The 25536-nt window shown below is 40.0% G+C and carries 14 protein-coding genes; 11 read left to right on the plus strand and 3 right to left on the minus strand.

Annotation, left to right across the window (positions count from 1 at the left end):
* Positions 1–35 precede the first annotated feature (35 nt).
* The gene (locus AACV33_RS19515) at positions 36–2618 is read left to right on the plus strand and encodes a sensor histidine kinase (RefSeq protein ID WP_182699548.1); all 2583 of its coding nucleotides are present in this window, start codon (positions 36–38) and stop codon (positions 2616–2618) included.
* 61 nt (positions 2619–2679) lie between these two features.
* Here the strand turns inward: AACV33_RS19515 and AACV33_RS19520 are convergent, their stop codons facing one another.
* Positions 2680–3678, minus strand: coding sequence for a substrate-binding domain-containing protein (locus tag AACV33_RS19520; RefSeq protein WP_182699549.1), 999 nt, complete (start codon positions 3676–3678; stop codon positions 2680–2682).
* Positions 3679–3808: 130 nt separating this feature from the next.
* Between AACV33_RS19520 and AACV33_RS19525 the strand changes: the two genes are divergently transcribed.
* Together AACV33_RS19525 and AACV33_RS19530 are read left to right on the plus strand one after the other, a co-directional pair.
* A complete protein-coding gene (locus AACV33_RS19525) occupies positions 3809–4141 on the plus strand; it encodes a tRNA-binding protein (RefSeq protein ID WP_012552240.1) in 333 nt (110 codons plus the stop codon).
* A 297-nt stretch (positions 4142–4438) separates the two neighbouring features.
* A complete protein-coding gene (locus tag AACV33_RS19530; protein WP_017021807.1) occupies positions 4439–5941 on the plus strand; it encodes an alanine/glycine:cation symporter family protein in 1503 nt (500 codons plus the stop codon).
* A gap of 100 nt (positions 5942–6041) precedes the next feature.
* Here AACV33_RS19530 and AACV33_RS19535 read toward each other — a convergent pair whose 3' ends face one another.
* Positions 6042–6509 (minus strand): hypothetical protein, encoded by a 468-nt coding sequence (locus AACV33_RS19535; protein WP_182699550.1) that lies wholly within the window; start codon positions 6507–6509, stop codon positions 6042–6044.
* Between the two features lie 12 nt (positions 6510–6521).
* The gene (locus AACV33_RS19540; protein ID WP_182699551.1) at positions 6522–8636 is read right to left on the minus strand and encodes an LruC domain-containing protein; all 2115 of its coding nucleotides are present in this window, start codon (positions 8634–8636) and stop codon (positions 6522–6524) included.
* Between the two features lie 886 nt (positions 8637–9522).
* Here AACV33_RS19540 and brnQ point away from each other — a divergent pair.
* The 8 genes from brnQ (at position 9523) to AACV33_RS19580 (ending at position 25508) form a co-directional block, all read left to right on the plus strand.
* Positions 9523–10839: a branched-chain amino acid transport system II carrier protein gene (gene brnQ, locus AACV33_RS19545; RefSeq protein ID WP_017021804.1), complete on the plus strand. Its 1317-nt coding sequence runs from the start codon at positions 9523–9525 to the stop codon at positions 10837–10839.
* A 75-nt stretch (positions 10840–10914) separates the two neighbouring features.
* Positions 10915–11817, plus strand: a complete 903-nt coding sequence (locus AACV33_RS19550; RefSeq protein ID WP_017021803.1) for a histone deacetylase family protein — start codon at positions 10915–10917, stop codon at positions 11815–11817.
* Between the two features lie 564 nt (positions 11818–12381).
* The gene (locus tag AACV33_RS19555; RefSeq protein ID WP_182699552.1) at positions 12382–15903 is read left to right on the plus strand and encodes a glycosyl hydrolase family 18 protein; all 3522 of its coding nucleotides are present in this window, start codon (positions 12382–12384) and stop codon (positions 15901–15903) included.
* 132 nt (positions 15904–16035) lie between these two features.
* Positions 16036–17724, plus strand: coding sequence for a GGDEF domain-containing protein (locus AACV33_RS19560; RefSeq protein WP_255458481.1), 1689 nt, complete (start codon positions 16036–16038; stop codon positions 17722–17724).
* A gap of 511 nt (positions 17725–18235) precedes the next feature.
* Positions 18236–18667: a PTS sugar transporter subunit IIA gene (locus AACV33_RS19565; RefSeq protein ID WP_017021800.1), complete on the plus strand. Its 432-nt coding sequence runs from the start codon at positions 18236–18238 to the stop codon at positions 18665–18667.
* A 23-nt stretch (positions 18668–18690) separates the two neighbouring features.
* Positions 18691–20088: a fructose-specific PTS transporter subunit EIIC gene (locus tag AACV33_RS19570; protein WP_017021799.1), complete on the plus strand. Its 1398-nt coding sequence runs from the start codon at positions 18691–18693 to the stop codon at positions 20086–20088.
* Between the two features lie 141 nt (positions 20089–20229).
* Entirely contained in the window at positions 20230–22692 is a 2463-nt protein-coding gene (locus AACV33_RS19575) for a GH92 family glycosyl hydrolase (RefSeq protein WP_182699554.1), read from the plus strand.
* Positions 22693–22748: 56 nt separating this feature from the next.
* Complete coding sequence (locus AACV33_RS19580) at positions 22749–25508, plus strand: GH92 family glycosyl hydrolase (RefSeq protein ID WP_182699555.1); 2760 nt, start codon at positions 22749–22751, stop codon at positions 25506–25508.
* Positions 25509–25536 lie beyond the last annotated feature (28 nt).

Here is a 25536-nt window from a genome sequence, read left to right on the forward strand (position 1 = left end):
ATAACTATACAGATAAACTAGGTGCTGGATTTTTTATGAGTAAAGATATGTCACTAAAGAAGAAAAGCATTCTTGCATTGGGTTGTTATGTTTGTTTTTTAATTGCGATTATCGGTAGTATTACTTACTACGTTGTCGAACCGCCGATCCGCCAGAATCTAGAAAATAACCTTGATTTAAGAACGCAGTTACTGGCTAGAGAAATAGAAGACCCCTTAAATCACTCTATTTCGACGATGCATGCCTTGGTTGGTGTGGCGGTTAGTGGGTATTCCCCCAATATCATTCAAAACATGGTCTCCTCAGTGTTTAAAGAAAGTGATGACATTATCATTAGCGGTGGTATATGGCCTGAACCCAACACACTCATTCCTTCTCAGCGTTTAGCTAGTGTATTCTTCTCACGAAGCGATGATGGCAAGGTTACGTTAATTAATGATTACAACACTCCTAGTGCTTCTCCTTATCAAAACGAATCTTGGTACACGTCAGTCGCTCATGAAAATAGCCGCAATATTGAGTTTTCTTGGTCAGAAGTTTATATCGACCCATTTACTAAGCAAAAGATGATCACCGCTTCTCAGCCCTATTTCGATGACGGTAAATTTGCGGGTGTTGCGACGATTGATATTTCATTAAAAGGCTTAATTGGTGTTATTGAATCTCAAGCTGAAAAGCATGAGCTAGGTATTATCATTCATAATGACGATACGACTATCGCAGAGTATAAATTCAACATACAAGAGAATATGTACATTGTTAAGCACATGATGAATGAGCTTAATTGGAAAATACAGGTTGTAAATTCTTATCACACTGTTGCCGATGAAGTGTTTGCTCAAATTATTCGAGTTGAACTGAGTATTGTGCCGATCTTATTGCTGTGTGTGATTATTGGTTATTATGTAATTAACCGCGGTCTGATTAATCCTATTATTTTAATCTCAAATCAAATTAATGAAACGGGTTCGAAAGAACATATTAATATTGATTACACTTCTAAAGATGAAATTGGTCATTTGATTTCATCTTTTAATAAGAAAACAGAATTCCTTGAAATAGAGAAAGTCAAAGCGGAATCCTCAACCAAAGCGAAAAGTTCTTTCTTAGCGAATATGTCTCATGAAATACGAACGCCGTTAAATGGCATTATCGGTATGTCTGATATTTTAGCGGATACGGATTTGAATCCAGTTCAAACAGAGTATTTGCATACCATTGATACATCTTCGCAAACTTTACTGTTATTAATTAACGATATTCTTGATTTATCTAAAATAGAATCCGGCAATCTTGTGCTTGTTCCACAAGAGTCTAATGTAGCAGAAGTGGCTTACGACACGTTAACCGTAGTATTAGGTAAAGCGTCAGATAAAGGGCTTTCCCTGCAAATTGAGTTGGCACAAAACCTTCCTGAATTGGTGATGTTAGATGAACATCGATTACGTCAGGTTCTGATGAATCTCATGTCTAACGCGGTTAAATTCACGAAAAATGGGGCGGTAATTCTCTCTATTAATTATGAAGAACGTGGAAACTCTCGTGGGGCCTTATTGTTCTCTGTAAAAGATACGGGCATTGGTATTAGTAAAGACAAATTAAAACAAGTGTTTGAACCTTTCATTCAAGAAGACAGTTCTATCACTCGTCAATTTGGCGGTACAGGACTAGGGTTAGCTATTTGTCGTCAATTGGTTGAGCTATTAGGCGGTGAAATTAAGTTGGATTCAGAAAAAGGATTCGGCAGTAAATTCTATTTTATGCTTGATGTTGAGGTGGTTGAATCGACCACTGAAAAATTGAATGAATGCAGTGGAACTACGTGCTTAATTGTGGGTAATAATAAAAATTATGCGTCTCAGTTAAATAGAGAATGCACGAAATTAGGATTACTAACGACGATAGCCGCAAGTAATGATGATATCGAAACACAAGCGGCTCGCTACGATGTGGTTATGTATTGCCAACACGCGCTTACGCCAACGCTTGATGATGTGAAGAAAATGAACGAGATGCATCGTCGTCCGGTCTTAGTTATTTGTAGAAAACAAGAAGATGAAAAGGTCGACTTCAATCATTCGATTGATGGGTTAGTCATGTATCCTTTGCTTGGTAAGCGATTTAGTAAAGTCATGACCCAAGCATTAAAAACGGCGAAACTTAAACAGCAAGAAAGTGAAGAAGGGCAGATAGAAGATGCGTCTTCGATTGATTTAGTGGCAGAGCAAAGCAACGTTGTAGAGCAAAAAATCATACTTGTTGTAGAAGATAACTTAATTAACCAAAAAGTGGCGTCGTTGTTACTGAAAAAAGAAGGCTTCCGTGTTGATCTTGCCAATGATGGTAAAGAAGCGGTAGATATGATTAAGGCACAAACGACATCCTATTCTTTGATACTGATGGATTGCATGATGCCTATCATGGATGGATTTGCGGCGACAGAAGCGATTCGAGAGTGGGAGCAGCAACAGAGCCAAAAACGATTGCCGATTATTGCCTTAACCGCGAGTGTATTTGTGGAAGATATCGATAAATGTTATCAGTCAGGAATGGATGATTATGTCGCAAAACCGTTTAAGAAAGAGCTTATTTTAGAGAAATTAGAGGCATATACTTAGCAGAGTTAACATATTCCTCATATAAACAAAAGGCCAAGCATCATCATGCTTGGCCTTTTTGTTAGCGTTTTTTTACAGACAGACGCTCAACTAACGTTGCTTCAAAAGTTTGACCTTGGGTTTCCCTTGAGTTTCCTTTTGCTAAGGCAAGTGAGAGTTTTACTGCTGTTTCTGCCATCGCCTGAATAGGGTAGTGAATTGTAGTCAGTTTTGGATGAAGGTATTTCGCGATTAAGCCGTTATCAAAGCCCATTAAAGAGATGTCATTGGGTACGGAAATATGCTGTTTCTCTAAGGTAGATAATGCTCCTGCTGCCATGTAATCGTTATAACAAACCACCGCAGTTATTGGCAGATTACGTGTTAACAGCTCCGCCATAGCTTGTTCTCCCCCTTCATCACTTGGCTGAGCTTCTGTAATGTAGTCATGATTGAGCGTGATGTTACGTGCGTTTAATGCTTGTAAATACCCTGCTTTTCGGTGATGTGAATCGTCAATGTCGTGTTCTGAATTGATGTATGCGATATGTTCATGACCTTGAGACAATAAATATTCTGTGGCTACGAATGAGCCATGTTGATTATCAAGGGCAATACATCGGTTTGTAATTTCAGGGATATGGCGATTAATGATCACCAAACCTGGGACTTCTTCTGCAAACTGGATCAGCTCTTGGTTGCTTAATCCTTTGGAATGAATAACAAGAGACTCACAGCGGTTATTAATAAGCAGTTCAAGGGCTTCTTTTTCTGTGGTGGCATCGTGGTAGCCATTACCAATTAATAAATGTTTTTGATGATCTTGAGCTACATTATCTATCGCTTTGATCATGGAACCAAAAAATGGATCAGATACGTCACCGACCATAACACCAATGGTATTGGTACTTTTACTGACTAAGGCGCGGGCATTCGCGTTTGGGCGATAGCCGAGTTTTTTCATTGCTAAACTGACTGATGCAATGGCGGCTTTGCTTGCTTTTGGTGATTTATTTACGACTCGAGAGACGGTGGCAACTGACACACCGGCTTCCTTTGCGACATCTTTAATGGTTGCCATAATCGTTATTTATACCTGTAGTTTGATCAAGTTAAAGTTTTAGTAAATATTTAATGTTGTTTTCTTGCTCAATTGATTATTACTGATTAATGTAAACGTTACCACTCAGTTAAGCTAAGGATAAAGTAAAATGGAAACAATTGCATACGGTGATTTCGCAAAACTGGATATTCGTGTCGGTAAAATTACAGACGTAAAGCGTCATGATAACGCGGACAAACTTTATATTGTTCAAATTGATGTCGGAGAACAGAGTTTACAAACCGTCACTAGCCTCGTTCCTTATTATACAGAAGAAGAATTAATGGGTAAGCAAGTGGTTGTATTGTGTAACTTGGCAAAGGCGAAAATGCGTGGAGAAACTTCAGAATGCATGTTGTTGTGTGCAGAAACAGAAGATGAATCAGAAAGCGTGTTATTAACGCCAGAACGTTTGATGCCTGCGGGCGTAAAAATCGTTTAATTGAATAGGCCTAGAAATAACACAGTTCTAGGCTTTTCTCTTCGTAAGCTCTATTTTTAGTAACTAACCTGCCTAATATTGACTAAATATCATCCAAACCCTGTTTTGGTAGTGTAAATAATCACCAATTCATATCTTCTTAGTTTTATCTATTCGTTTAGTTTATCTTTTTCGTTATTTAGTGCTTTAATTCACATTTTTGTGTCTAAGACTCTTTTCTTGTTAACTTATTGTTACGCATTAGGGTATGGTTTGGTTAAATATTAAACCATATTCATAAACTGAAAAGGATTTTATATGCAAGGTATCGTTGATTTTCTTAATAGCATCATCTGGAGCCCGGTCTTGATTTACCTGTGTTTGGGGTCTGGATTGTTTTATTCCATTCAAACTCGATTCGTTCAAGTTCGACATTTTAAAGAGATGTGTCGTTTGTTGGTATCGAACAAAGAATCAAGTAAAGGGATCAGTTCATTCCAAGCATTAGCCGTTTCATTATCTGGTCGTGTTGGTACGGGGAATATCGCAGGGGTTGCTGCGGCGATCGGTTTTGGTGGCCCAGGTGCTATATTCTGGATGTGGGTAGTGGCCTTTTTAGGAGCAGCAACCGCGTATGCAGAATCCACTCTTGCTCAAATCTATAAAGAAGAAGATGAAGGTCAATTCCGTGGTGGTCCAGCGTACTATATTGAAAAAGCAATGGGTCAAAAGTGGTATGCATGGATATTTGCTATCGCGACGATTTTTGCGTGTGGTGTGTTACTTCCGGGTGTGCAATCAAACAGTATCGGTAATGCGGTTGAAACTGCATTTGGTACGGGTGGTATGATTGACACGGGTATTGGCGTGTTCAGTTTTGCGAAAATTTTCACTGGTGCGGTTATCTCAGTGATTCTTGGTTTCATCATTTTTGGTGGTGTTAAGCGTATCGCGCATTTCACTCAAATTGTCGTGCCATTCATGGCATTGGCTTATATTATTTTAGCGTTTGTTATCATCCTTCTTAATATCAGCGAAGTGCCAGCCATTTTCAGTATGATTATTGGTGATGCATTTACCCCAATGGCAGGCTTTGGTGCCGCAATTGGTTGGGGTGTTAAGCGTGGTGTTTATTCTAATGAAGCCGGTCAGGGTACCGGTCCTCATGCGGCAGCCGCTGCAAGTGTTGAACATCCTGCTCAGCAAGGGCTAGTGCAATCGTTTTCAATCTACATTGATACATTGTTAGTGTGTTCTGCAACAGCATTTATGATTCTAATTACGGGAACTTATAATGTTCAGGGCAGTGGCGAAGGTGTTTTCTTAGTACAGAATATTTCTGAGACGATTGGGGCAAATGGCCCTATGTTTACCCAACTCGCGATTGAAAGTACGTTACCGGGTATTGGTAAAATCTTCATTGCATTTGCGCTGTTCTTCTTTGCTTTTACAACGATTCTTGCTTATTACTACATTGCAGAAACCAACATCGCTTACATTCGTCGTACCGTTAAGGTTGATGGCATGATGTTTATCCTGAAATTGGTGATTATGTCTGCGGTCTTCTATGGCACGATTAAAACTGCCAATATGGCGTGGGCAATGGGGGATATTGGCGTAGGTTTAATGGCATGGCTGAATATCATTGGTATTTTGATTATCTTCTTTATGTCTAAACCTGCACTAAAAGCGTTGAAAGATTATGAAGATCAGCAACGACGAGGGGTGACGACCTACACGTTTAACCCTGTTAAATTAGGGATTAAAGGCGCAACGTATTGGGAAGGGAAGTGGAAAAGAGACCAAGCAAAAAAGAAATAATTAAGTAATTAAATAAATATTAAAACGCCAAGTAGAAATGATCTACTTGGCGTTTTTTATTTAAGGAATAGAAAGAAACATTAACGTTCTAAATATTCATTTATAGAATGGCGTTGACTGTATTATCAACAATGTCTACTGATGTTTTAATCTCATTTCCTAGTGCTGAAGGGTACCAAACTTCTACCCAGATTTTATCTACGTGGTTTGGTAGCATCACATTCGTCGTGAACTCTGTTGTATCATTCATCGGAGTCAGAATAATCTGAGAGGTGTGGTCTACAATGCCTTCGTTAAATTCCGTATAAATAGACATGAATCCTCTATCACTTTGAGAGCTAGCAACAGAGAGGTTAAAACTGACTTCTCGTTCCGTTGAGAAAGAAAAACCTTCAGGAGCCGACAATTCACTAGTACTTACCCCAACTTGTGTTTCAGGTATTGCACTCACGTTTGAGGGAGTAGACCCCGGTGTTGAACTACCGCTACTGCCGCCGTCACCTCCGCTATCACAAGCTGAAAGAAACGTAAGAGTGACAATGCTTAGTAATAAATTGATATTTTTCATAAATCCTCCTTGTTAGTCAGCAGTTGACCAAGTTTTGTTAGATTCTGGGTTAAGGTACCAAGTTGGTTTAGAGACACCTCCTGAAGTTACCCATTCGGCGAAGTCTGGATACGCATGACTAATATCAATGTATTCTGAAGGATGATTCCAAGGTGATGCAATTACGATCCCCCATGGTATATTTTCAGTCGTACGGTAGTACTTAGTACTTGCTGCATCTGAATCGTCTTGAGCGATACCGTAGAACCCTTCAACCAAAGTACCTCTGGTCGTTGGCGGGAAATCTGCGGTATGGATCTCTAGCTCTTTGCCCGGAGGACTAGAAAAACTATCACCATGGTACAAGCCTTGACCTGCTCCAAAAATGAATGGGTCTGCAGCACCAAGTGGGGTTAATGAGACTACGCTTGGTTCAGAGCCACTATTAAAAGGAAGAGAGATACTGAACGTCATTTGTTCTGACTCTAACGATGCACTGCATGATGGATTGGTACGATGGAACTTACATTCCTCATTAATGATAATATCATCGCGTAGATTCAAAGAAGCCACAACGATAAGGTCTCCTGAAGGAGAAGGGACTGCCTTGTCTTCACCAGTGAATGGCGAAATATTTGGTCGAGTAACGCCGTTTTTTTCTACTCTAGATAGTGAAAGGTTTATATCTGATTCAGCGAAACCATCCAATTTCCAACCTAATCCATTACCATAAGATGCACCATAGGCAGTAATGCTACCGGTGAGATCAAATCGTAATACGTCCCCATCTTTGCTTATGATGGTTGTACGATAGTAAGTGACGACATCGTTGAGATCGAAATCCCCAACTTCTGGCCAGTTATCTTCGAAAGCGGCAGTGTAGTAGCCAGAATGTTGAATCGTTGTGCCGGGATCGGTAACATTAAAGACATAGTCTTCGACCTCGCCATCACCCACGTATCCAGAGTTCGGTATATTGGGATTGCTCGATAAACGGAATCGAGTTTGGACTGAGCCAATAACCGCGTTGTCACCGACACGTATTGGGATCACTTGTTGTCCATTAACCACCGGACTGTTTGTTATTATTTGTTCACTGTCCTCAAAGCTGCCATTCATATCCCAGTCGGCCCAACCTTGCAGATAACCACTGCCGGTAACGTTAATATTAAGCAAAGAATCAAGACCTCTTTCTAAGCTTGTTAATACCGTAATACCGTCGTCATCGTTACCACTAATATCGAGATCGTCACCATTTGAGGCAATGCTTGGTTGTCCATCGGTATCTGCATCAATAGTAGAACCTAGATAAAGCGTAGGTGAGATGGCATGTTCGGCACCATTGCTTGCTTGCAATGTACCGTAGCTATCAGGTGCATCACCGAAATCAGATTCGTCAGAGCTTTCTATTGGGGTTGTGAAACCACTTAAATCCCAGTTACCGTCAAACGCAGAGAAAATGGGGTTTGGTAAAGGACTGTTCGCTGCGGTAACGGTTTCAAATTGGAGTGTCACAATAGAGGTGTTTTTGTATGTAAATTTAACGGCGCCTGATGTGTCCGTTTCACTGTAATTGGTTCCTGGGCCGGTGAATAACACGGATAGGCCGTCAGAGCTTTCTTCTGCGGTTAGGCTTGCTCCTGCTGAGCCGGTTTGATAGCTGTAAAAGCCTTCATTTTTGAACACACGAACTTGCTCTGATTGTACCGGCTCACCATCAATATCGTAACCGATCATATCGAACTCAGGGACCGTGTAGGGAATAGAGAAGGTGCCTGATAAACCGTCAGTTCCATCATAAAATTCAAAGGTATAAATAAGACCAGCAGGCCCAGGAGAGTTGGTTTGATAAAGAAAACCTATATCACCAGAGGGCTGTCCAGCACCGTTATCTTTGTAATTTGGAGTGTGGTATCGAAACGTCGCGTCCCCAATTATTCGGCTGCTAATCTTAGCATCAATGATCTTTCCATCATGAGTACCCACATTGAGAAAGTGCATAACAGGGCCATCATAAGACGGTCCAAAGCTGTTACTTAAATTAGTGGCCTCAATATGATTAGAGAAATCCAAGTCTACAGAGGTTGCGTAAACCGGGACAGTTGTCATTGTGAGAGCAACGAGAGCTAAAAGTTGTTTATATTTCATAATAAGCCTCTACTTTTACTTTAATGAGGGATAGCCTCAGCATAATTAATAGATTCATAAACTTGAAATTACGTGTAAATAAAAACAACGAGGTTTTTTAATCAACGAAACCGTCATAACTCTGTGGAAATCATTATTAATGAATAGGGTCAGTTAATTTATTTAAAGCACCGTTTTATTCAAGTAATGAGAGTAATGCAATACATATACCAGCCATTGCTCTGTTAATGTTTTATCGAAGGGGAAGATAAGGCTGATCTTATGTGTATTAAGGTCTGAAGCCATGTAAATAAAAATGAAGGTATGGCTTATGTGTGATATACAGAAAGGCGTAATCAGATTTTTTTTCAAAATAAGAATCAATTTGCTAGATAAAATCGCACCTTATTTATCATGAAACATGTCGCTGAATCAGCTCAATCGCATGTTAGGTTTCTATTGGTAGATAATATAATTATGTCGATTTATGTGCCGACATCGAGTTTTCATTCGTATTAATAATAAAGGTGATACGCCAGTTTTGTTTTATTCTCGTAATTATTGAGGTGTAAAACAGATAACTAATTACAATAATCGCTTATAGCTTGTAACAGTAGAGTATTAATTGAGCATTTTATAATTAGTCTTTACAATCTGTGGTGTTTCCTTTATTTTAAGGATAATTATTTTTCATAGAGTGTGTAAGTTATGTCTACAGGCATCAAAAAACATCAAGCAGGCTCCATAACTGCTTCTAAGCACAATGCTTATGCGCTCGTCTCTGTCGTCGTTGTCATTAACTGATACTGACGATTTTTTATTCGTCAGTTAGGCTGGCGGATAAGAACCTTTCTTTATAATCTTCTAGCCAAATTGACACCACGCTTCATTTTAAAAGGTATGTCGTTTGAACAGAAGAGATCTTGCCGCTATCGGCTTTATGACATTTGCACTATTTCTAGGTGCAGGTAACTTAATTTATCCACCCTTGATGGCACAACAAGCAGGCGACAATTGGCTTATGGCTATTGCTGGCTTTCTATTAACTGCCGTTGGTTTACCTGCCATCACTTTGGTCGTATTAGGCCGTTTATCTTCTGCGGATAAACTGACGTCATCATTACCTAAATGGATGGATCGTTCATTCTGGTTTTTGGTGTTAACGACGTTAGGCCCTGCATTTGTATTGCCTCGTGCGGTAACTGTTGCTTATGAGATGGGCATTAAACCGTTCTATTCTGGTAATGGATTGATGGTGTTCTCGGCGTTGTTCTGTGCACTAACGTTATGGTTGGCATTAAAACCGGGTAAGTTGGTTGATTACATTGGCAAGGTAATGACACCTGCATTGATTGCCATGTTGGCATTATTGGTGGCCGCTGCACTGCTTAATCCTTTGGGTTCTCCAACTCAAGCGATTGATATTTATGAGCAAGCACCGGCGGTTAATGGCTTGATTCAAGGTTACATGACATTAGATGCAATCGCAGCGGTAGCGTTTGGTTGGGTGATTATTCAAACCATCCGTAGTAAAGGGGTTGAGAGTAAAAAAGCGATTTCTTACTACACATTACGCATTGCGGTTATTTATGCGGTACTAATGTCATTGTGTTATTTAGCGATGGGTTATTTAGGCTCAACATCTTCTCAAATTGCACCAAGTGCAACTAACGGAGGTGAGATACTAACAAGCTATGCGGCGGGTGAGTTTGGCGTATTAGGTCAAATCCTATTGGCAGCGATTACCTTGATGGCGTGTCTAACAACAACGATTGGCTTAACGAATGCGAACTCCGAATATTACAAGAATACTTATGGTGTTACGTTTAAAGTAAGTGCTACGGTAATTATGGTATTAACGGCAATCATTTCAAACGTTGGATTAGAAACGATTATTGAAGTGAGCTTACCTGCAATCCTTATTCTGTGTCCGATAGCAATAGCATTGATCATTGCGATGATATTGATGCCAGAGAAAACAGAATCAGAGAAACGTAAGATCTCAGTGAGCCACACAACAGTGGTATGTATTGCGGCGTTGTTTGGTACGGTTGATGCTTTGCATATTTTAGAGAAACTTCCAGAAGGCATTAGCACTTTCTGTGACCAATGGTTACCGTTATTCTCTTCGCACACTTCTTGGTTGATCCCTGTGCTTATCACGATTTTTGTGAATAAAATGGCAAGAACAATGAAGCCAAAGAAAGTGATGGTAAGCAACTAGCCTTATCCTTGTATATTCTTAAAGAGCAGCCATAATAGCTGCTCTTTTTTTATTTCAAATAGGGGTTCTGTGGTCATGTTGCCGTTAATTTATCATCCAATTTATTCGCAATTAGACCTTCCAGAAGGGCATCGTTATCCTATTCAAAAATATCAACGTTTATACCAAGCAATCCAATCCCTTCATTCTGATGATCGCCTTTGTTATTTTGAACCTACCGCATTACCTATCCGTGATATCAAACAAGTGCATGAAGCGAATTATGTTGATGCGGTAATGAATGGCACATTGCCAGCTGCAAAAATGCGACGAATTGGTTTTCCTTGGAGTGACTTTTTAATTGAGAGAACGTTAACGTCTACTGCGGGCACCTGTTTAACGGTAGATAAAGCCGTAGAGTATGGGGCTGCGATTCATTTGAGTGGTGGGTATCACCATGCGCATTACGATTTTGGGAGCGGCTTTTGTTTATTTAATGATTTGGTTGTGGCCGCGCATCATGCATTAAAGCAAGAGTGCATTGAAACCGTCTTGATTGTCGACAGCGATGTGCATCATGGCGATGGGACTGCCACATTATGTGCAGATAAAGAGGATATTATTACCGTCTCTTTTCACTGTGATAAAAACTTTCCTGCTAGAAAGCCGATGTCGAATTATGACGTTCCTTTATCGATTGGTACTCAAGATGCCGAATTCTTAGAAGCGTTTCAACAAGTGGTTGAAATGGCGATTAATCATCATCAACCTGATTTGATCATTTATGACGCGGGCGTTGATATTCATTGTGATGACGAACTGGGTTATTTAAATGTGTCGACTGAAGGCTTATATCAGCGTGACTGTTGGATGAGCACTACGGCAAAGCGGAAGAATATTCCCATTGCTTGCGTTGTTGGTGGGGGTTATCGAAGTAATCATCAAGATTTAGTGGAACCGCACCGACAGTTAATTCAGGCATTTTTAGATTGTGTTTAAAATAAATAAAATTTGGATTGAATATCACAGAATAGAAAACTATTAATCAGAATTACCTATCTATATTAATAAGTCATTAATAGATTTAATGTCTGCATTGATAACGAGTTGTTATGTATTTGACATTGATTTGTCAAAGCTCGATTTATTGGCGCGTCAAATAAAGAACACTAAGGTAAATAGTGAGATTAAATAGTTATTCATTAATCTTGTCTTGTTTTTATTTTTATATTTCCCCTCTGGGTTTTTCTTTTATTTTCTTGTTAAGTTTTTGATTTATATTTAATTTATTGTTTTATTTATTCTTTCGTTTCAATTGAAATGCCAAATGTTAATATCTTTGCTTACTGTTTGTTTTTAAATTTAACGTATTGACAAATAAGATTTTAAATTGGTTTTGTTTTTATTATGTGTGTTTATTGTAAATTTAATGGATTTTTTTATATTGTTTTTCTGCTACAAATTCTTACATTTCTCTTAGTAGCCAGTAATAACATCTGGGACTATTATCTCGCTCCAAATAACTATAAATGAATACGTTAATATTCATAGAGATATAAGTGGATGAACAAAATTAAAACCTCATTATTTGCTCCAACATTGCTTGCTATGTCATTAGGCATGACTTTTTCTATGCCTGCCTTAGCGCAATTACATGTCGATGCAGCCCCTGTTGGTGCTGAAGGGGAGTGGTGGAATAACTACCAACTGACAATTAAGAATACGAGTGCCACCAGTGTCGAATTAAAAGGGGCAACCATTCAATTTGATTCAATGATTGTTGCTTCAACGCCTTCTTGGGCAGCGACGGGGGTGAGCTATCCTAAAATGAGTTTCATCAGTGTTGCTCAAGGTGACACATTCCGCAATGAGTTGTCTTTAAGTTTTGATGAAGGAAGCTGGGTAAACACAACGCTTCCTGCTGGCAGCGAGATTTTATTAACATTGGGTGTTAGTGGTCAAATTGGTATCGATTTGGTCCGTGACACCTTAATCATGACAACCAAAGACGGTGGTGGAGAATTACTGCCTGAACTGGATCTTGCTATTACTTCACCAACCGCAGATGCTGTGTTTATTGAAGGTCAATCCGTCACGTTATCTGCGACCGTCAGTGCCATTAATACCGAAACGGAGTCGGTGACTTTTTATATTGATGGAACTGAAGTAGCAAAAGATACGGCAGCACCATATCAATCATTATGGACAGCAAAAGGCGAAGGCGTGCACACGGTAAAAGCCATTGTTGTTGATAAGAATGGATTAAAAGCCGAGCACGTTGTTTCTATTCAAGTTAAAGCAGAAGACATTCAAGAACCAACCGTAGCTCCGACAGTTAAAGTGACTTCTCCAGTGGCTGGGACGTCGTATTTTGAGCACGATGTCATTACGATTACAGCAAATGCACAAGATGAAGATGGCGATTTAGACCGCGTTGAATTTTGGTTGGGAGAGCGTAAATTAGGTCAAGTATCTAAAGCACCGTTTAACTTTATGTATGTGGCTGATCAAATCGGTGAATTAACGTTAGCGGCAAAGGCTATCGATAAAACAGGATTAACTGCAACAGATTCCGTGAAGGTGTTGGTAGAGGAAGCAATGATAGTGCCTCAACCACCAGTGATTGCGTTAACAAGTCCTCGTGATGGCCAAACGGTGTTCATTGGTAAAGTAATGACATTAGGTGCTGAAGCGACGGATGTTAATGATGATTTAACGAATGTTGAGTTTTTCGTTAGTGGCGTATCTGTTGGATCTGCTTCTGAGATGCCATTTGTTGCGTCTTGGACACCTATGACTGAAGGTGCGTTTATTATCACTGCAATTGCGACAGATGCTGAAGGCCATAAAACCACAGCAGCAAGCGTAACGGTACAGGCACAAGAAGCCGGTAACGGTAATTTAAGTTGTGATATTAAACAAGTGTATCGTGCTGATGGTTCGGAATGTATGGGAGATGATCACCCTCGTCGTATTATTGGTTATTACACATCATGGCGTACAGGTAAAAATGGTCTTCCTTCGTACTTAGCTCACGACTTACCGTGGGAAAAATTAACGCACATTAACTATGCGTTTGCGGGAGTAGCTAAAGATTCATTTGAACTAACGGTTGATGACTCTGCAACGAAAATGACGTGGGAAGGTGTCGCCGGTGCAGAAATGGACCCTGAATTTTCTTACAAAGGTCACTTCAACCTATTAAGTAAATTTAAGAAACAATACCCAGATGTTAAAACACTTATCTCTGTGGGAGGCTGGGCTGAAACAACCAATCTTTATCCGATGACGACGAATCTTGCAACTTGTGAAGTGAACCTTGACGGTATTAAAGCGTTCAATCAATCGGCGGTTGAGTTCATTCGTCAATACGGCTTTGATGGCGTAGATATTGATTATGAATACCCATCGTCAATGAAAGATTCAGGTAACCCTAACGATTTCGAATTATCAAACAAATGTCGTGGTCAATTATGGCCAAACTACATGGAGATGATGACTCAACTTCGAACTGATCTTGATAAAGCGGGCAAAGAAGACGGTCGCCGTTATATGCTGACTATTGCTTCTCCTTCTTCTGCGTATTTATTACGTGGTATGGAAGATTTTGGGATGCAAGATGTGCTTGATTACGTAAACATCATGTCTTACGACCTACACGGTACGTGGAATGAATTTGTTGGACCACAAGCGGCATTGTTTGATGACGGTAAAGATGCGGAACTGGCAAAATGGGGCGTTTACAATGAAGCGTCTTATCAAGGTATTGGTTATTTAAACCAAGCGTGGACGCATCACTTTTTCCGTGGTGCATTTAAACCAAGCCAAATCAATATGGGTATTCCATATTACACGCGCGGTTGGCAGGGCGTAACGGGCGGTGATAAAGGGCTATGGGGTAAAGCCGTAGAACCAAATCAATCGACGTGTCCGGCAGGCACAACCGTCTGTGGTTGGGGGGCTGAAGGGACAGATAACATTTGGCACGATAGCGATGCAAATGGCAACGAAATCAAAGCGGGTGTTGTTCCAATGTGGCATGCAATGAACCTTGCTAATGCCACTAAATTAGGTATTGATGGTATGCCAAGCTACGGCGAAGCATGGGGTCTTGATCCTAATAATCCTAAAGACCTAATTGAAGGTGAATACGAGCGTGTTTGGAGTAATGAACTGCAAACGGCATGGTTATGGAATGAGAGCAAAAAAGTATTCTTATCGATAGAAGACAAAGAGTCTCTAAAACCAAAATTAGACTACATTGTTGATAATGGCCTAGGTGGCATGATGGTGTGGGAAATGGCGGGTGACTATAGCTATGATGCCGTAAAACGTGAATACAAAATGGGAACAGACATGACCGATTTTGCTCATGATGTATTTACACAAGCAACACCAATGGATATTAATCACAATAACTTACCAGCGCCTGATTCTGTCATTGATGTAACCGTATCAACAACAGATTGGCCTGAAGGTGACAGTAATTATCCGATTAACCCAACGTTGGTATTTAAGAACCATTCATCAGTGGCTATCCCTGGTGGGTCAACCATTGAATTCTTAATGCCAACCTCTACGGGTGATATCGTTAAAGACTGGACAGGTGCTGGCCTTAAAGTGATTAAAAGTGGTCACACGGGGTCTAACTTTACGGTTGATGGTGAAAGAAAACTGTTCCATACCGTTGCTGTAACGTTACGCGCTTCAGAGTCTATTCCTGCCGGTGGCGAGTACACTATTTCAATGGTTTACTACACACCAGTATCAGGCGTAGCCAATGGTATTCGCTTTAACGTTGGCAGTGAAGTAGTTGGTCTGAAAAAAGACTTCCCAACATTATCTGAATTTGAAGGCGGTGAAGTTGGAACTGGCCCTGGAGAACCAAGTGCTCAAGGTTGTGCAGAACAAGGGCTAGACATTTCAGGAATCGTTAGCTACCCAACATTCCCTAATGGCGACCATGCCTCTGGCGGACAACAAATCATTCATAATAATATGGTTTGGGCAGCAAATTGGTGGACAAGTTCTGAGCCTTCGTCGGCAGACAGTTCATGGAAATCAGTATGTAAGATCACCGAATAGTTAATGTGTTTTTATAATACGTAATTTAAAAAAAGCCAATTCACACAGTGGGTTGGCTTTTTATTATTCGCATTAATTTTATTGTGGATAAAGAATAAGGGCGTATACTCCTTTCTTTTTTTAATGTGCAAAATGAAAAAAATAATATTATTTATTGCGGGGATCGTTATCCTCACTAGCGCCATGTTTTTTACGGTGAACGAAACTGCATATAATCATAATGATGCCGTACTTATTGCGACTTACAATCAACGCTTAAATTCTTATGAAATAAAGTGTGAAGCACTCGAGTGCGATGTTATTCGTAAGTTTAGGCGTTTGAAGCATGAAGAATATGGCCGCCACCTTGATGATATTGCCGAAAGTATTCGTCCTCTCCTTGCTTATAAGAATGGCGCTAAAATTGGGACGACCATTTTAAACCTCGCATTTTATAGCGGTGGGCTTAATGACGATCAAAAATTACTGGCGTTAGATAAGATATCAACGCTTCGATATAGAGATAATGATCTGTATGGAATGATTGAACCGACGCTAAGGTACATTCGAATAGCACAAGAAAATGGAGATAAACTAAAGAGCGCAAGAGGAGATCTAGATCTCGCGTTGATTATTTCGTATTTTCAAGGGTATGACTTTGCGAGCGAAATGATTGAAAATATGGATCGCAAAGCAGAAGGCCATACCCCCGAATGGTATAGGTTGAAAACTCAAGCAATAGTGAGTTTAGCTGAGAATCAACTCGCAATAAGAGAGCCTCAAAAAGCGTTAAATTCATTAAGTAACATTGAATTAAATAGCTGGGCTTATAATGAAGAAGACTGGCGAGATTATTATATTTATAGTACGGCGCTTAAAGCCGAGGCCTACCTGTATCTGAATGAATTAGATAAATCTAAAAAGAACATAGAATTGGCAAAGTTAACGTTAAGCCAAGATAAATCCCGTTTATTATTAGATAAAAGTATTCTTATTGCTGTTGTCGAGTTTAAGTTGGCGTTTAGAATGCATGACTTTGATTTTATTAAAAAGAATGAAAAGTATTTATTATCAATAGCAAATACAACGAATCAAATTCGATACACAAAAATGGTGTATAAAACGATGTTTGATTACTATCTTGCAACCGATAATATCAAAGCATTTTATGATCTGAATGTGAATTACAATACACTGACCGACGATTTTCAAAGTGCCAGTTATCATTTACTTATCTCTAATAAATTAAAACAAAGTGAAAACAATAATTTAAATGATGACAATGAGCAATCCATGCTATTTCTTAAGATTGGATTTATTGCGTTGTTGGTGACCTCTTCTTTATTGCTTGTAATGATCGTGAAGATTAAATTTTTAAATATCGAAAATGATACGGACCCACTTACTCGTTGTTTTAATCGAAGAAAGTTCATGAGTGATTTTGATGTAATTGCAGAAAAAGAACATGGTTTTTTAATTTTAGATATCGATAATTTCAAATCCATTAATGACTGCTACGGGCACGATATGGGAGATGATGTATTAGAAAAAATTGCGAGTGTGATTGTTCTTGTTCTTGGTAAAAAACACAACTGCTACCGTATTGGTGGAGAAGAATTTGTCGTGATATTTAGAGGTGTGAGCAAGCTAACAACTGTTGAAATATCAGAAGATATTCGTGCTGGAGTTGAAGCTCTTCGATGGGATAATTCTCTTACCGTCACCATTAGTGGTGGGCTAAGTTTCTCAGCCACAGGCAAAGTGACCTACAAAGCGGCAGACAGTTTACTCTATAAAGCAAAACGAACGACTAAAAATACCATAGTGAATGATGCTTATTAAGCAATAGGTCAATCGCGTAAAAAAGCCGTTGGTAATCATCAGCGGCTTTTTTATGAATAGAATATAGAGTTTCTTATATTTCACTTTACTAATAAATATAATTATTTAATACCGTATAACGTTAATTATTTTGTGACCAATATCTAATTAATGCTTTGGTTCATTTATTAATAGTGATTTCAATCACTATTGAATCGTCTTTAAATACACGTAAAAGTTAATTCCTACCTTTCTAGTTCAATAATTGTTACTAATCTCACACTTTAGATTTGACGGTACAAAAGTCCAGTAAATGCTTTAAATATCGACTTACCAATAATCAAATAAATTCATATTATCTATGCATCAACTCGTAACCACTTGAATGTCGTTACTATTTTTATGACGAGATGCATGTCTTCTAAACATTTTATGTGAAATGAAAAGCTCACATAGTGATGTTGTGAGTTTGAGTGGTTAGCTTTCTAAGCTAAATTTTAAATTTAACTTCTTTTATTAAAAAGGAAAAAAAATGATTACTACATTAGTGAATACAGACTTAATTAAACTTAATTTAGATGCAACTACAAAAGAAGGTGTATTTTCTGAATTAGCTGAAATGCTATTTAAAAACAACAGAATTAATAATAAAGAAAACTTTTTAGAAGGTATTCAGGCTCGCGAATCTCAATGTGTGACTTCTGATATGGGTATAGCGTACCCTCATGCGAAACATTCTGCGGTTATTACTCCTGCGATTGCCATCGGCGTATCAAAAACAGCGATTGAATACGATGCTGAAGACGACCAACCTACGGTATTTTTCATGATTGCATCACCAGAAAGCGGTGATCACCACATTTATGCTCTACAAGCTTTGTTTGAAAAATTTGGCGATGACCTAATTGCCGACATGCACAAGGCGACAACGGAACAAGAAATTTTAGACCTACTGACTAATTAATCACACTTTTAGGAATACTTCTTATGTCAACGATGACTGCAACGCAAAGTCCAAGTGATTGGAAAAAAACATTGTCTACCCTTAAAGGGCACTTACTTTTTGGTACGTCTCACATGCTTCCGTTCGTGGTTGCTGGTGGGGTTTTATTAGCACTAGCGGTAATGGCAACAGGTAAAGGCGCGGTTCCTGATACGGGTGTTCTGGCTGATATTTCTACTATTGCTATTAAAGGTTTAGTTCTTTTTCCAATCATCCTTGGTGGCTTTATTGGCTACTCAATTGCTGATAAACCTGCATTAGCTCCTGCTTTTATTGCATCAGGCATCATGGCTGATTTAGGGGGTGGTTTCCTTGGTTGTATCGTTGCTGGCTTCATCGCTGGTGGTGTGGTTCTTCAACTTAAGAGACTTCCTATTCCTGCGCATCTTAGTGCATTAGGGGTTTATTTTATCTACCCTCTAGTTGGTACATTGGTGTCTGCGGGTATCGTAATGTGGGGCCTAGGCGCAGCTATCTCTTCATTCATGATTGTGATGAACGAATTCTTAGCATCAATGGCGGGTTCTTCTAAAGCGGTTCTTGGTGCGATTCTTGGTGGTATGACGGCATTTGATATGGGTGGTCCAATCAATAAAGTGGCAACCTTATTCGCTCAAACTCAAGTAAACACACAACCATGGTTGATGGGTGGTGTTGGTATCGCGATTTGTACTCCGCCGCTAGGCATGGCACTTGCTACTTTCATGTTTAAGAAGAAATTCTCTAAAGAAGAGCAAGAAGCAGGTAAAGCAGCTGCAATCATGGGTTCAATTGGTATCTCTGAAGGTGCAATCCCATTCGCAGCAAATGACCCAATGCGTGTTCTTCCGTCTATTGTTGCTGGTGGTATGGTTGGTTGTGTGTTCGGCTTTATGACTGATGTTTTACTTCATGCTCCTTGGGGTGGATTAATTACCGCTCCGGTATCTAGCAACATCCCAATGTACGTGGTTGGTATTGTTTTAGGCTCACTAACAACGGCATTAATTGTTGGCTTCTGGAAGCCAGTTTATGTCGAAGAAAATGACGCCGTTGCAGCAGCAACTCCAGTACAAGCACAAACAGCGGCACCAGTTGCTGGTGAAGGCGAGTACGATGTTCTTGCGGTTACTTGTTGTCCTTCAGGTGTTGCGCACACATTCATGGCAGCAAAAGCGCTAGAGAAAGCGGGTGCAGCAGCAGGTATCAAGATTAAAGTTGAGACACAAGGTTCTAATGGCTTAATGAATAAACTGACGGCAAAAGATGTTGCGAACGCTAAGTTCATCATCCTTGCTCACGATATTCCAGTCAAAGAAGGTGAGCGTTTCACAAGTATTCGTCAAGTTGAATGTTCAACTAAACAAGCAATGAAAAATGCGTTAAGCCTTATTCAAGGTTAAGTTTCAGCCTAGTAAGTGGGGATCGAAAGGTCCCCATTCTAAAGACAGTTTCGCTATTAATCTTGATTAAGGTTAATACCAAAATTATCAAAGGGGGTGGGTTTACTCATCCTCTTAAACTTTAGAATAAAAGGTATAATAATGAAGTTTAAACGCAGTGCACTTTCGCTTGCTATATTTGTTGGCTTAATAGGATTAACAGGCTGTAATGAAGAAACAACGAACATTACCAATGTAGAACCCAATATATCAATCCCTACAACACCAACAACGCCTCTAGAGCCAAGCACCTCAGTCACGCCTATTGTCGTCGATATGTCCTTAATTCAATATGTAAACCCTATGATTGGAACTGCGGCCAGTGGTCACACGTTTCCGGGTGCGGTCGTTCCTGCCGGTATGGTTCAATTATCTCCTGATACGTTTATTGGTTCAGGGAAAGATAACGAAGTAGATCAAAACCCATGGCATTCCGCATCGGGTTATTGGGATTCTTCAGATTACTCGGATATGGGTATTGTCGTAGATAAAGATGTGCCTATTTACGGTTTTTCACACACTCATTTATCAGGAACCGGGGCGACTGATTTAGGGGATATCTTAGTTCTTCCTTATAGTGATATGAAAGACAATATGATTAACTCGTTTGATAAATCAAATGAGGAGGCGACGGCAGGTTATTACAAAACAACGTTAAATAAAGGCAATATTGATGTTGAGTTAACAACGACAAAGCGTGTTGGCTTGCATAAATATACGTTTGAAAAAGGCGCAGATCGTAATATTAAATTCGATTTAGGTCATACGTTGTTAAATAACAATGGCGAGACGCTCAACAGTAAGATTGAAATTATTGATGATTACACGATTCGCGGGCGTAAGACATCGACAGGTTGGTTCCAAGGTCAAGATCATCAAGGCCAAGATATTTTCTTTTACGCTAAATTCAATGAGCCAGTTGCTAACGCGTTACTAGGTATTGGTGATAATGAGCCTATTCGTGAGATGCGCCAAAATTATGTGTACAAAGAGAGTGATCTTACCGCTTACCTTAACTTTGGTATTGGCGATAAAGAGATAGAAGTTCGTGTTGGTATCTCTCCAGTTAACTGGCACGGCGCGCAAAAAAACCTAGAAGCGGAAGCAATGGTTTATGATTTTACCAAAGTACAAGAGAGTGCAGAGTACGCATGGGCAGAAAAATTATCGAAAGTAAAAGTAGAAGGTGGCTCTAACGCTGAGAAGACGAATTTCTATACCGGCCTATATCATACGATGATCGCGCCTATCGAATTTTACGATGTCGATGGTAAATACGTTGATATGTTAGGGACAACTCGGACTTTAGCGAAAGGTGATACTCCAAATTACTCAATTTACTCTACATGGGATACTTTCCGTGCAGTGCACCCACTCTGGACAATCATCGATCCTAAACAAGCGACCTTGTATGTTAACGATTTAATTCGTAAATCAAATGACGAGTTTGGCATGCTTCCAAAATGGGAAGGGCATGGTTCAGAAACAGGAACGATGATCGGTTATCCAGCAACCGCCATTTTGGGTGACGCGGTAACAAAAGGATTAGCGGACGCTCAAACGGCGTTAGACGCCTCAATCAAATCGGCTCGTTATCGTCCGCATGATTTCCCTCAAATTAATGATGGAATTTTAGGTTCTTTAATGGCAGGACAATTGAACTACCATGAAAAAGAGCAATGCGTTCGCGCGCCCAATTGGAACTCGGTGTCTTATTCTTTAGAGTTTTCGTTCTATGATTGGACGATTGCGGAAATGGCGAAAGCCGCAGGAGACAAAATAACGTACAACGAATTTAAAGCGCGTTCTTATAACTCGTTAACTCATTGGGATTCAAGTGTTGGGTTCTTTGTTCCGACTGAATTGAAGGATGGGGACCCGTGTGTCTTTAAGTATTCAACAGAAACATTTAATCCATACAAAGCAGACCCATTGTACTTTACTGAGGGCAATGCGTGGCAGTGGAAGTGGTCGTTCATGCAAGATTTGGACAAGCTAACGGAAATCATGGGTGGGACGGATGGTCTGAATACTCAATTGAATGATTTGTTTGCGGCGGATTCAAGTAGTGGCGATCAGCATCAAGATATGACGGGTTACATTGGGCAGTATATTCATGGTAATGAACCTCCACACCATGTTATTTACCTTTACCAACGCACAGAAGAGTCATACAAAACGCAAGAATATTTAGACAAAGTGTACAAAGAATTTTATACCCCAACGCCTGATGGGATTATCGGAAACGAAGATGTTGGACAGATGTCGGCGTGGTACATCATGTCTGCGTTAGGTTTCTATCAGATATCACCAACCGATCCAACGTACACCATTGGTCGACCGATCTTTACTCGTGCGACGATTAACTTTGGTTCTGGTTTGTTCACTGTGGTGGCAGAAAACAACAGTGCTGAAAACATGTATGTGAAATCAGTCAAAATTAACGGTAAGCCACTGAACGACTTTAATACTTTTGAGCACGAAGAGATTAAGGCCGGTGGTGAATTACGTTTTGTGATGACTGGTGACAAAGCGCAAGCGATGAAAGCCAACCTTCCTAAGTAACCATCCATATCAATTAAGGGGTGTCGACCCCTTTTAATGAAAGAGACAAATCGAAAATGAAATTTAAACGGAATTTATTATCAATTGCCGTACTTATTGGTATGGTCGGTTTAACGGGTTGTAATGAAGAAACAGTGAACGTCAGTGTTACCAACCCTAATATCTCAATACCAACAACGCCTATTGGTCCTAGTATCTCTAGCGATAGTGTATTGAAATACGTCAATACACTGATTGGTACAAAAGGTCTTGGTAACGTGAATCCATCCCCTGTGATGCCAGAAGGAATGATTCAACCTTCACCAGATAATTATGATCCAAACGGATGGAATGGCAAAGGCTCACCGTCTGAATACGACCCTTCTAATAAGTACCTTTCCGGTTTTACCATGACGCACATTTCAGGTGCAGGAAAAGGGGACTTGAACGATTTCGCATTTTTACCGTATTCAGAATTCAATACCGACGCACCAACAATGAACAAAGAAACCGAAACCGCGGAAGTGGGTTACTACTCGATTGAATTGGTTGAAACGAGTGTGAAAGCTGAATTAACCGCAACGGATCGTGTTGCGTTTCAACGTTTTACCTTTAATAAGGGCGGCGATCGTAAAGTTCGTATCGACTTACAGCATGAGTTATTAGAACAATACGGAAACCATTCACGCAGTATTTATTATAAACGAATTAATGACACAACAGTGGCAGGGGCTCGCACCTCAAATGAATGGGGCCAATGGCAAACCGTGTTCTTTGTGGCTGAATTTTCAGAACCTATTATGGAAGAAAATTTATACGCAAAACTGGCATCAGAAAGTAAATTAACTCCGGTTGATGCAACTGAAATAGGCCTTGCTGATTATCGTGGCTATGCTGAGCATCAAGTCATGCCAAACGAGCCAGAACCGGATACATCGCGTTTAGCCCGTCGTGCAAACGATGTGATGACACACCTTAACTTCGGTTCAGGCAGTGCTCCAATCACGGTTAAAGTGGCAATTTCTGGAACGAGTGTGGAAGGCGCAATTAAGAACTTAGACGCTGATGAAAATGACTTTAATTTTGATTCGGTTGTGACGAAAAACCGTCAAGCATGGTCAGAGGTTCTGGGGGATTTCGAATTAGAAGGCGGAAAAATTGCGGATAAGACCATGTTCTTTACCTCACTGTATCGTACTTTTGTTGCTCCTTTTGTGTATCAAGATGTTGATGGGAAATATCGCGGAATGGATGGCAAAGTACATCAAGCAGACGACGGTTTTACGAACCTATCTGTCTACTCTATGTGGGATACTTTCCGTGCGTCACATCCACTTAAAACGATCATCGATAAAGATCGCTCAATTGATTATGCCCGTGATTTAATCAATAAATTTAAAACTGGTGGAGTACTTCCTAAGTGGGAACTTCATTCTGATTATACGGGAGAAATGGTGGGGTACCCTGCGGTGTCGGTCATTGCCGATATCATGGTTAAGCATCCAGAAGCCTTTACTCAGGCTGAATTTGAATTGGCGTTGAACGCGGCTGATGTCTCTGCGAATTTTGATGAATCGATTACTAATAGTTGGGTTCCTTACAAAGATGCATGGAGTGGAGATAAGCGATTTACAGTAATGACTCGTCATGGTGAATACGCAGAAAAATTAGGGTATGTGCCTGCTAACGTTAAATGGAATGCCGGTGAGGGCAATAAACCCGCTTATGTAGAAGGCTTAAAACAAGACAAATATGATGAGTTGGTGAATGAGTCGGTCGCGTATGGTTTAGAAAATGCGTATTACGATTGGACGATTGCACAAATCGCACAATTAGCGGGCAATGACGAAATGTTTGGTCGTTATATGAAGCGCTCTGAAACGTTCAAAAATTATTTTGATTATAACCCTGATTATTACGGAAAAATGCAGGGTAAAGATAAACAAAGCCTAGGCGCAACAGGGTTTATGCGTCCACTGTATCAAGTATCTGGTTCTGTTGACCCCGTGTTTGCAAATAACATGAGTAGCCAATGTTTGGATGAGAACCTGACGTTATCTATTCCTGAAGGTAAAGATTACGACTGGTGTAAAGATCGTAAAAATTTAATTCAGGGTGATAGCTTTTGGCCTTATCGTGCAGAACATCGAGGGGAAGATTTTACGGAGGGTAATCCGTGGCAGTGGACATGGTTCGCCCCACAAAACTTAAATGGTTTGGCGAACGTCATGGCGGGTGAAGTGATAGATCGTACGGATTACACCTTACCTGAGCAAATAACAGATCAAGGGAAGGCGGCATTCTTAGCGAACTTAAATGCTTTATTCAATGCCGATTCAAACGCAGACACGACTCAGTCTCATGATATGTCAGGTTTCATTGGGCAGTTTGTTATGGGTAATGAACCAGATCATCACGTTCCTTATCTTTATAACTGGACATCTGAGCCTTGGAAAACTCAAGAATACGTGAATCAAGCGATGAACGAATTTTATCATCCAACTCAAGAAGGTTTGATAGGAAATGAAGATGTAGGACAAATGTCCGCTTGGTACATCATGTCGGCATTAGGCTTCTATCAAGTCACACCAGCCGATCCAACGTATACGATTGGACGACCTATTTTCGATAAAGCCGTCATTCCTGTTGGGGATAATGGGTCCTTTACGATCACATCAACGAATAATTCTGAAGAAAACATTTACGTTAAGAGCGCCACGATCAACGGCAACGAACTTGGTGAAAACCTATCGTTCAATCATAGCGATCTTAAGGATGGCGGTGTTCTTCACTTTGTAATGACAAATGATAAATCTCAAGCTTTGAAATCTAATTAATTTGCACACTAAAAATGAAGGGGAGAGT

The sequence above is a fragment of the Aliivibrio sp. SR45-2 genome (genome assembly GCF_963890165.1).
Taxonomy (GTDB): domain Bacteria; phylum Pseudomonadota; class Gammaproteobacteria; order Enterobacterales; family Vibrionaceae; genus Aliivibrio; species Aliivibrio salmonicida.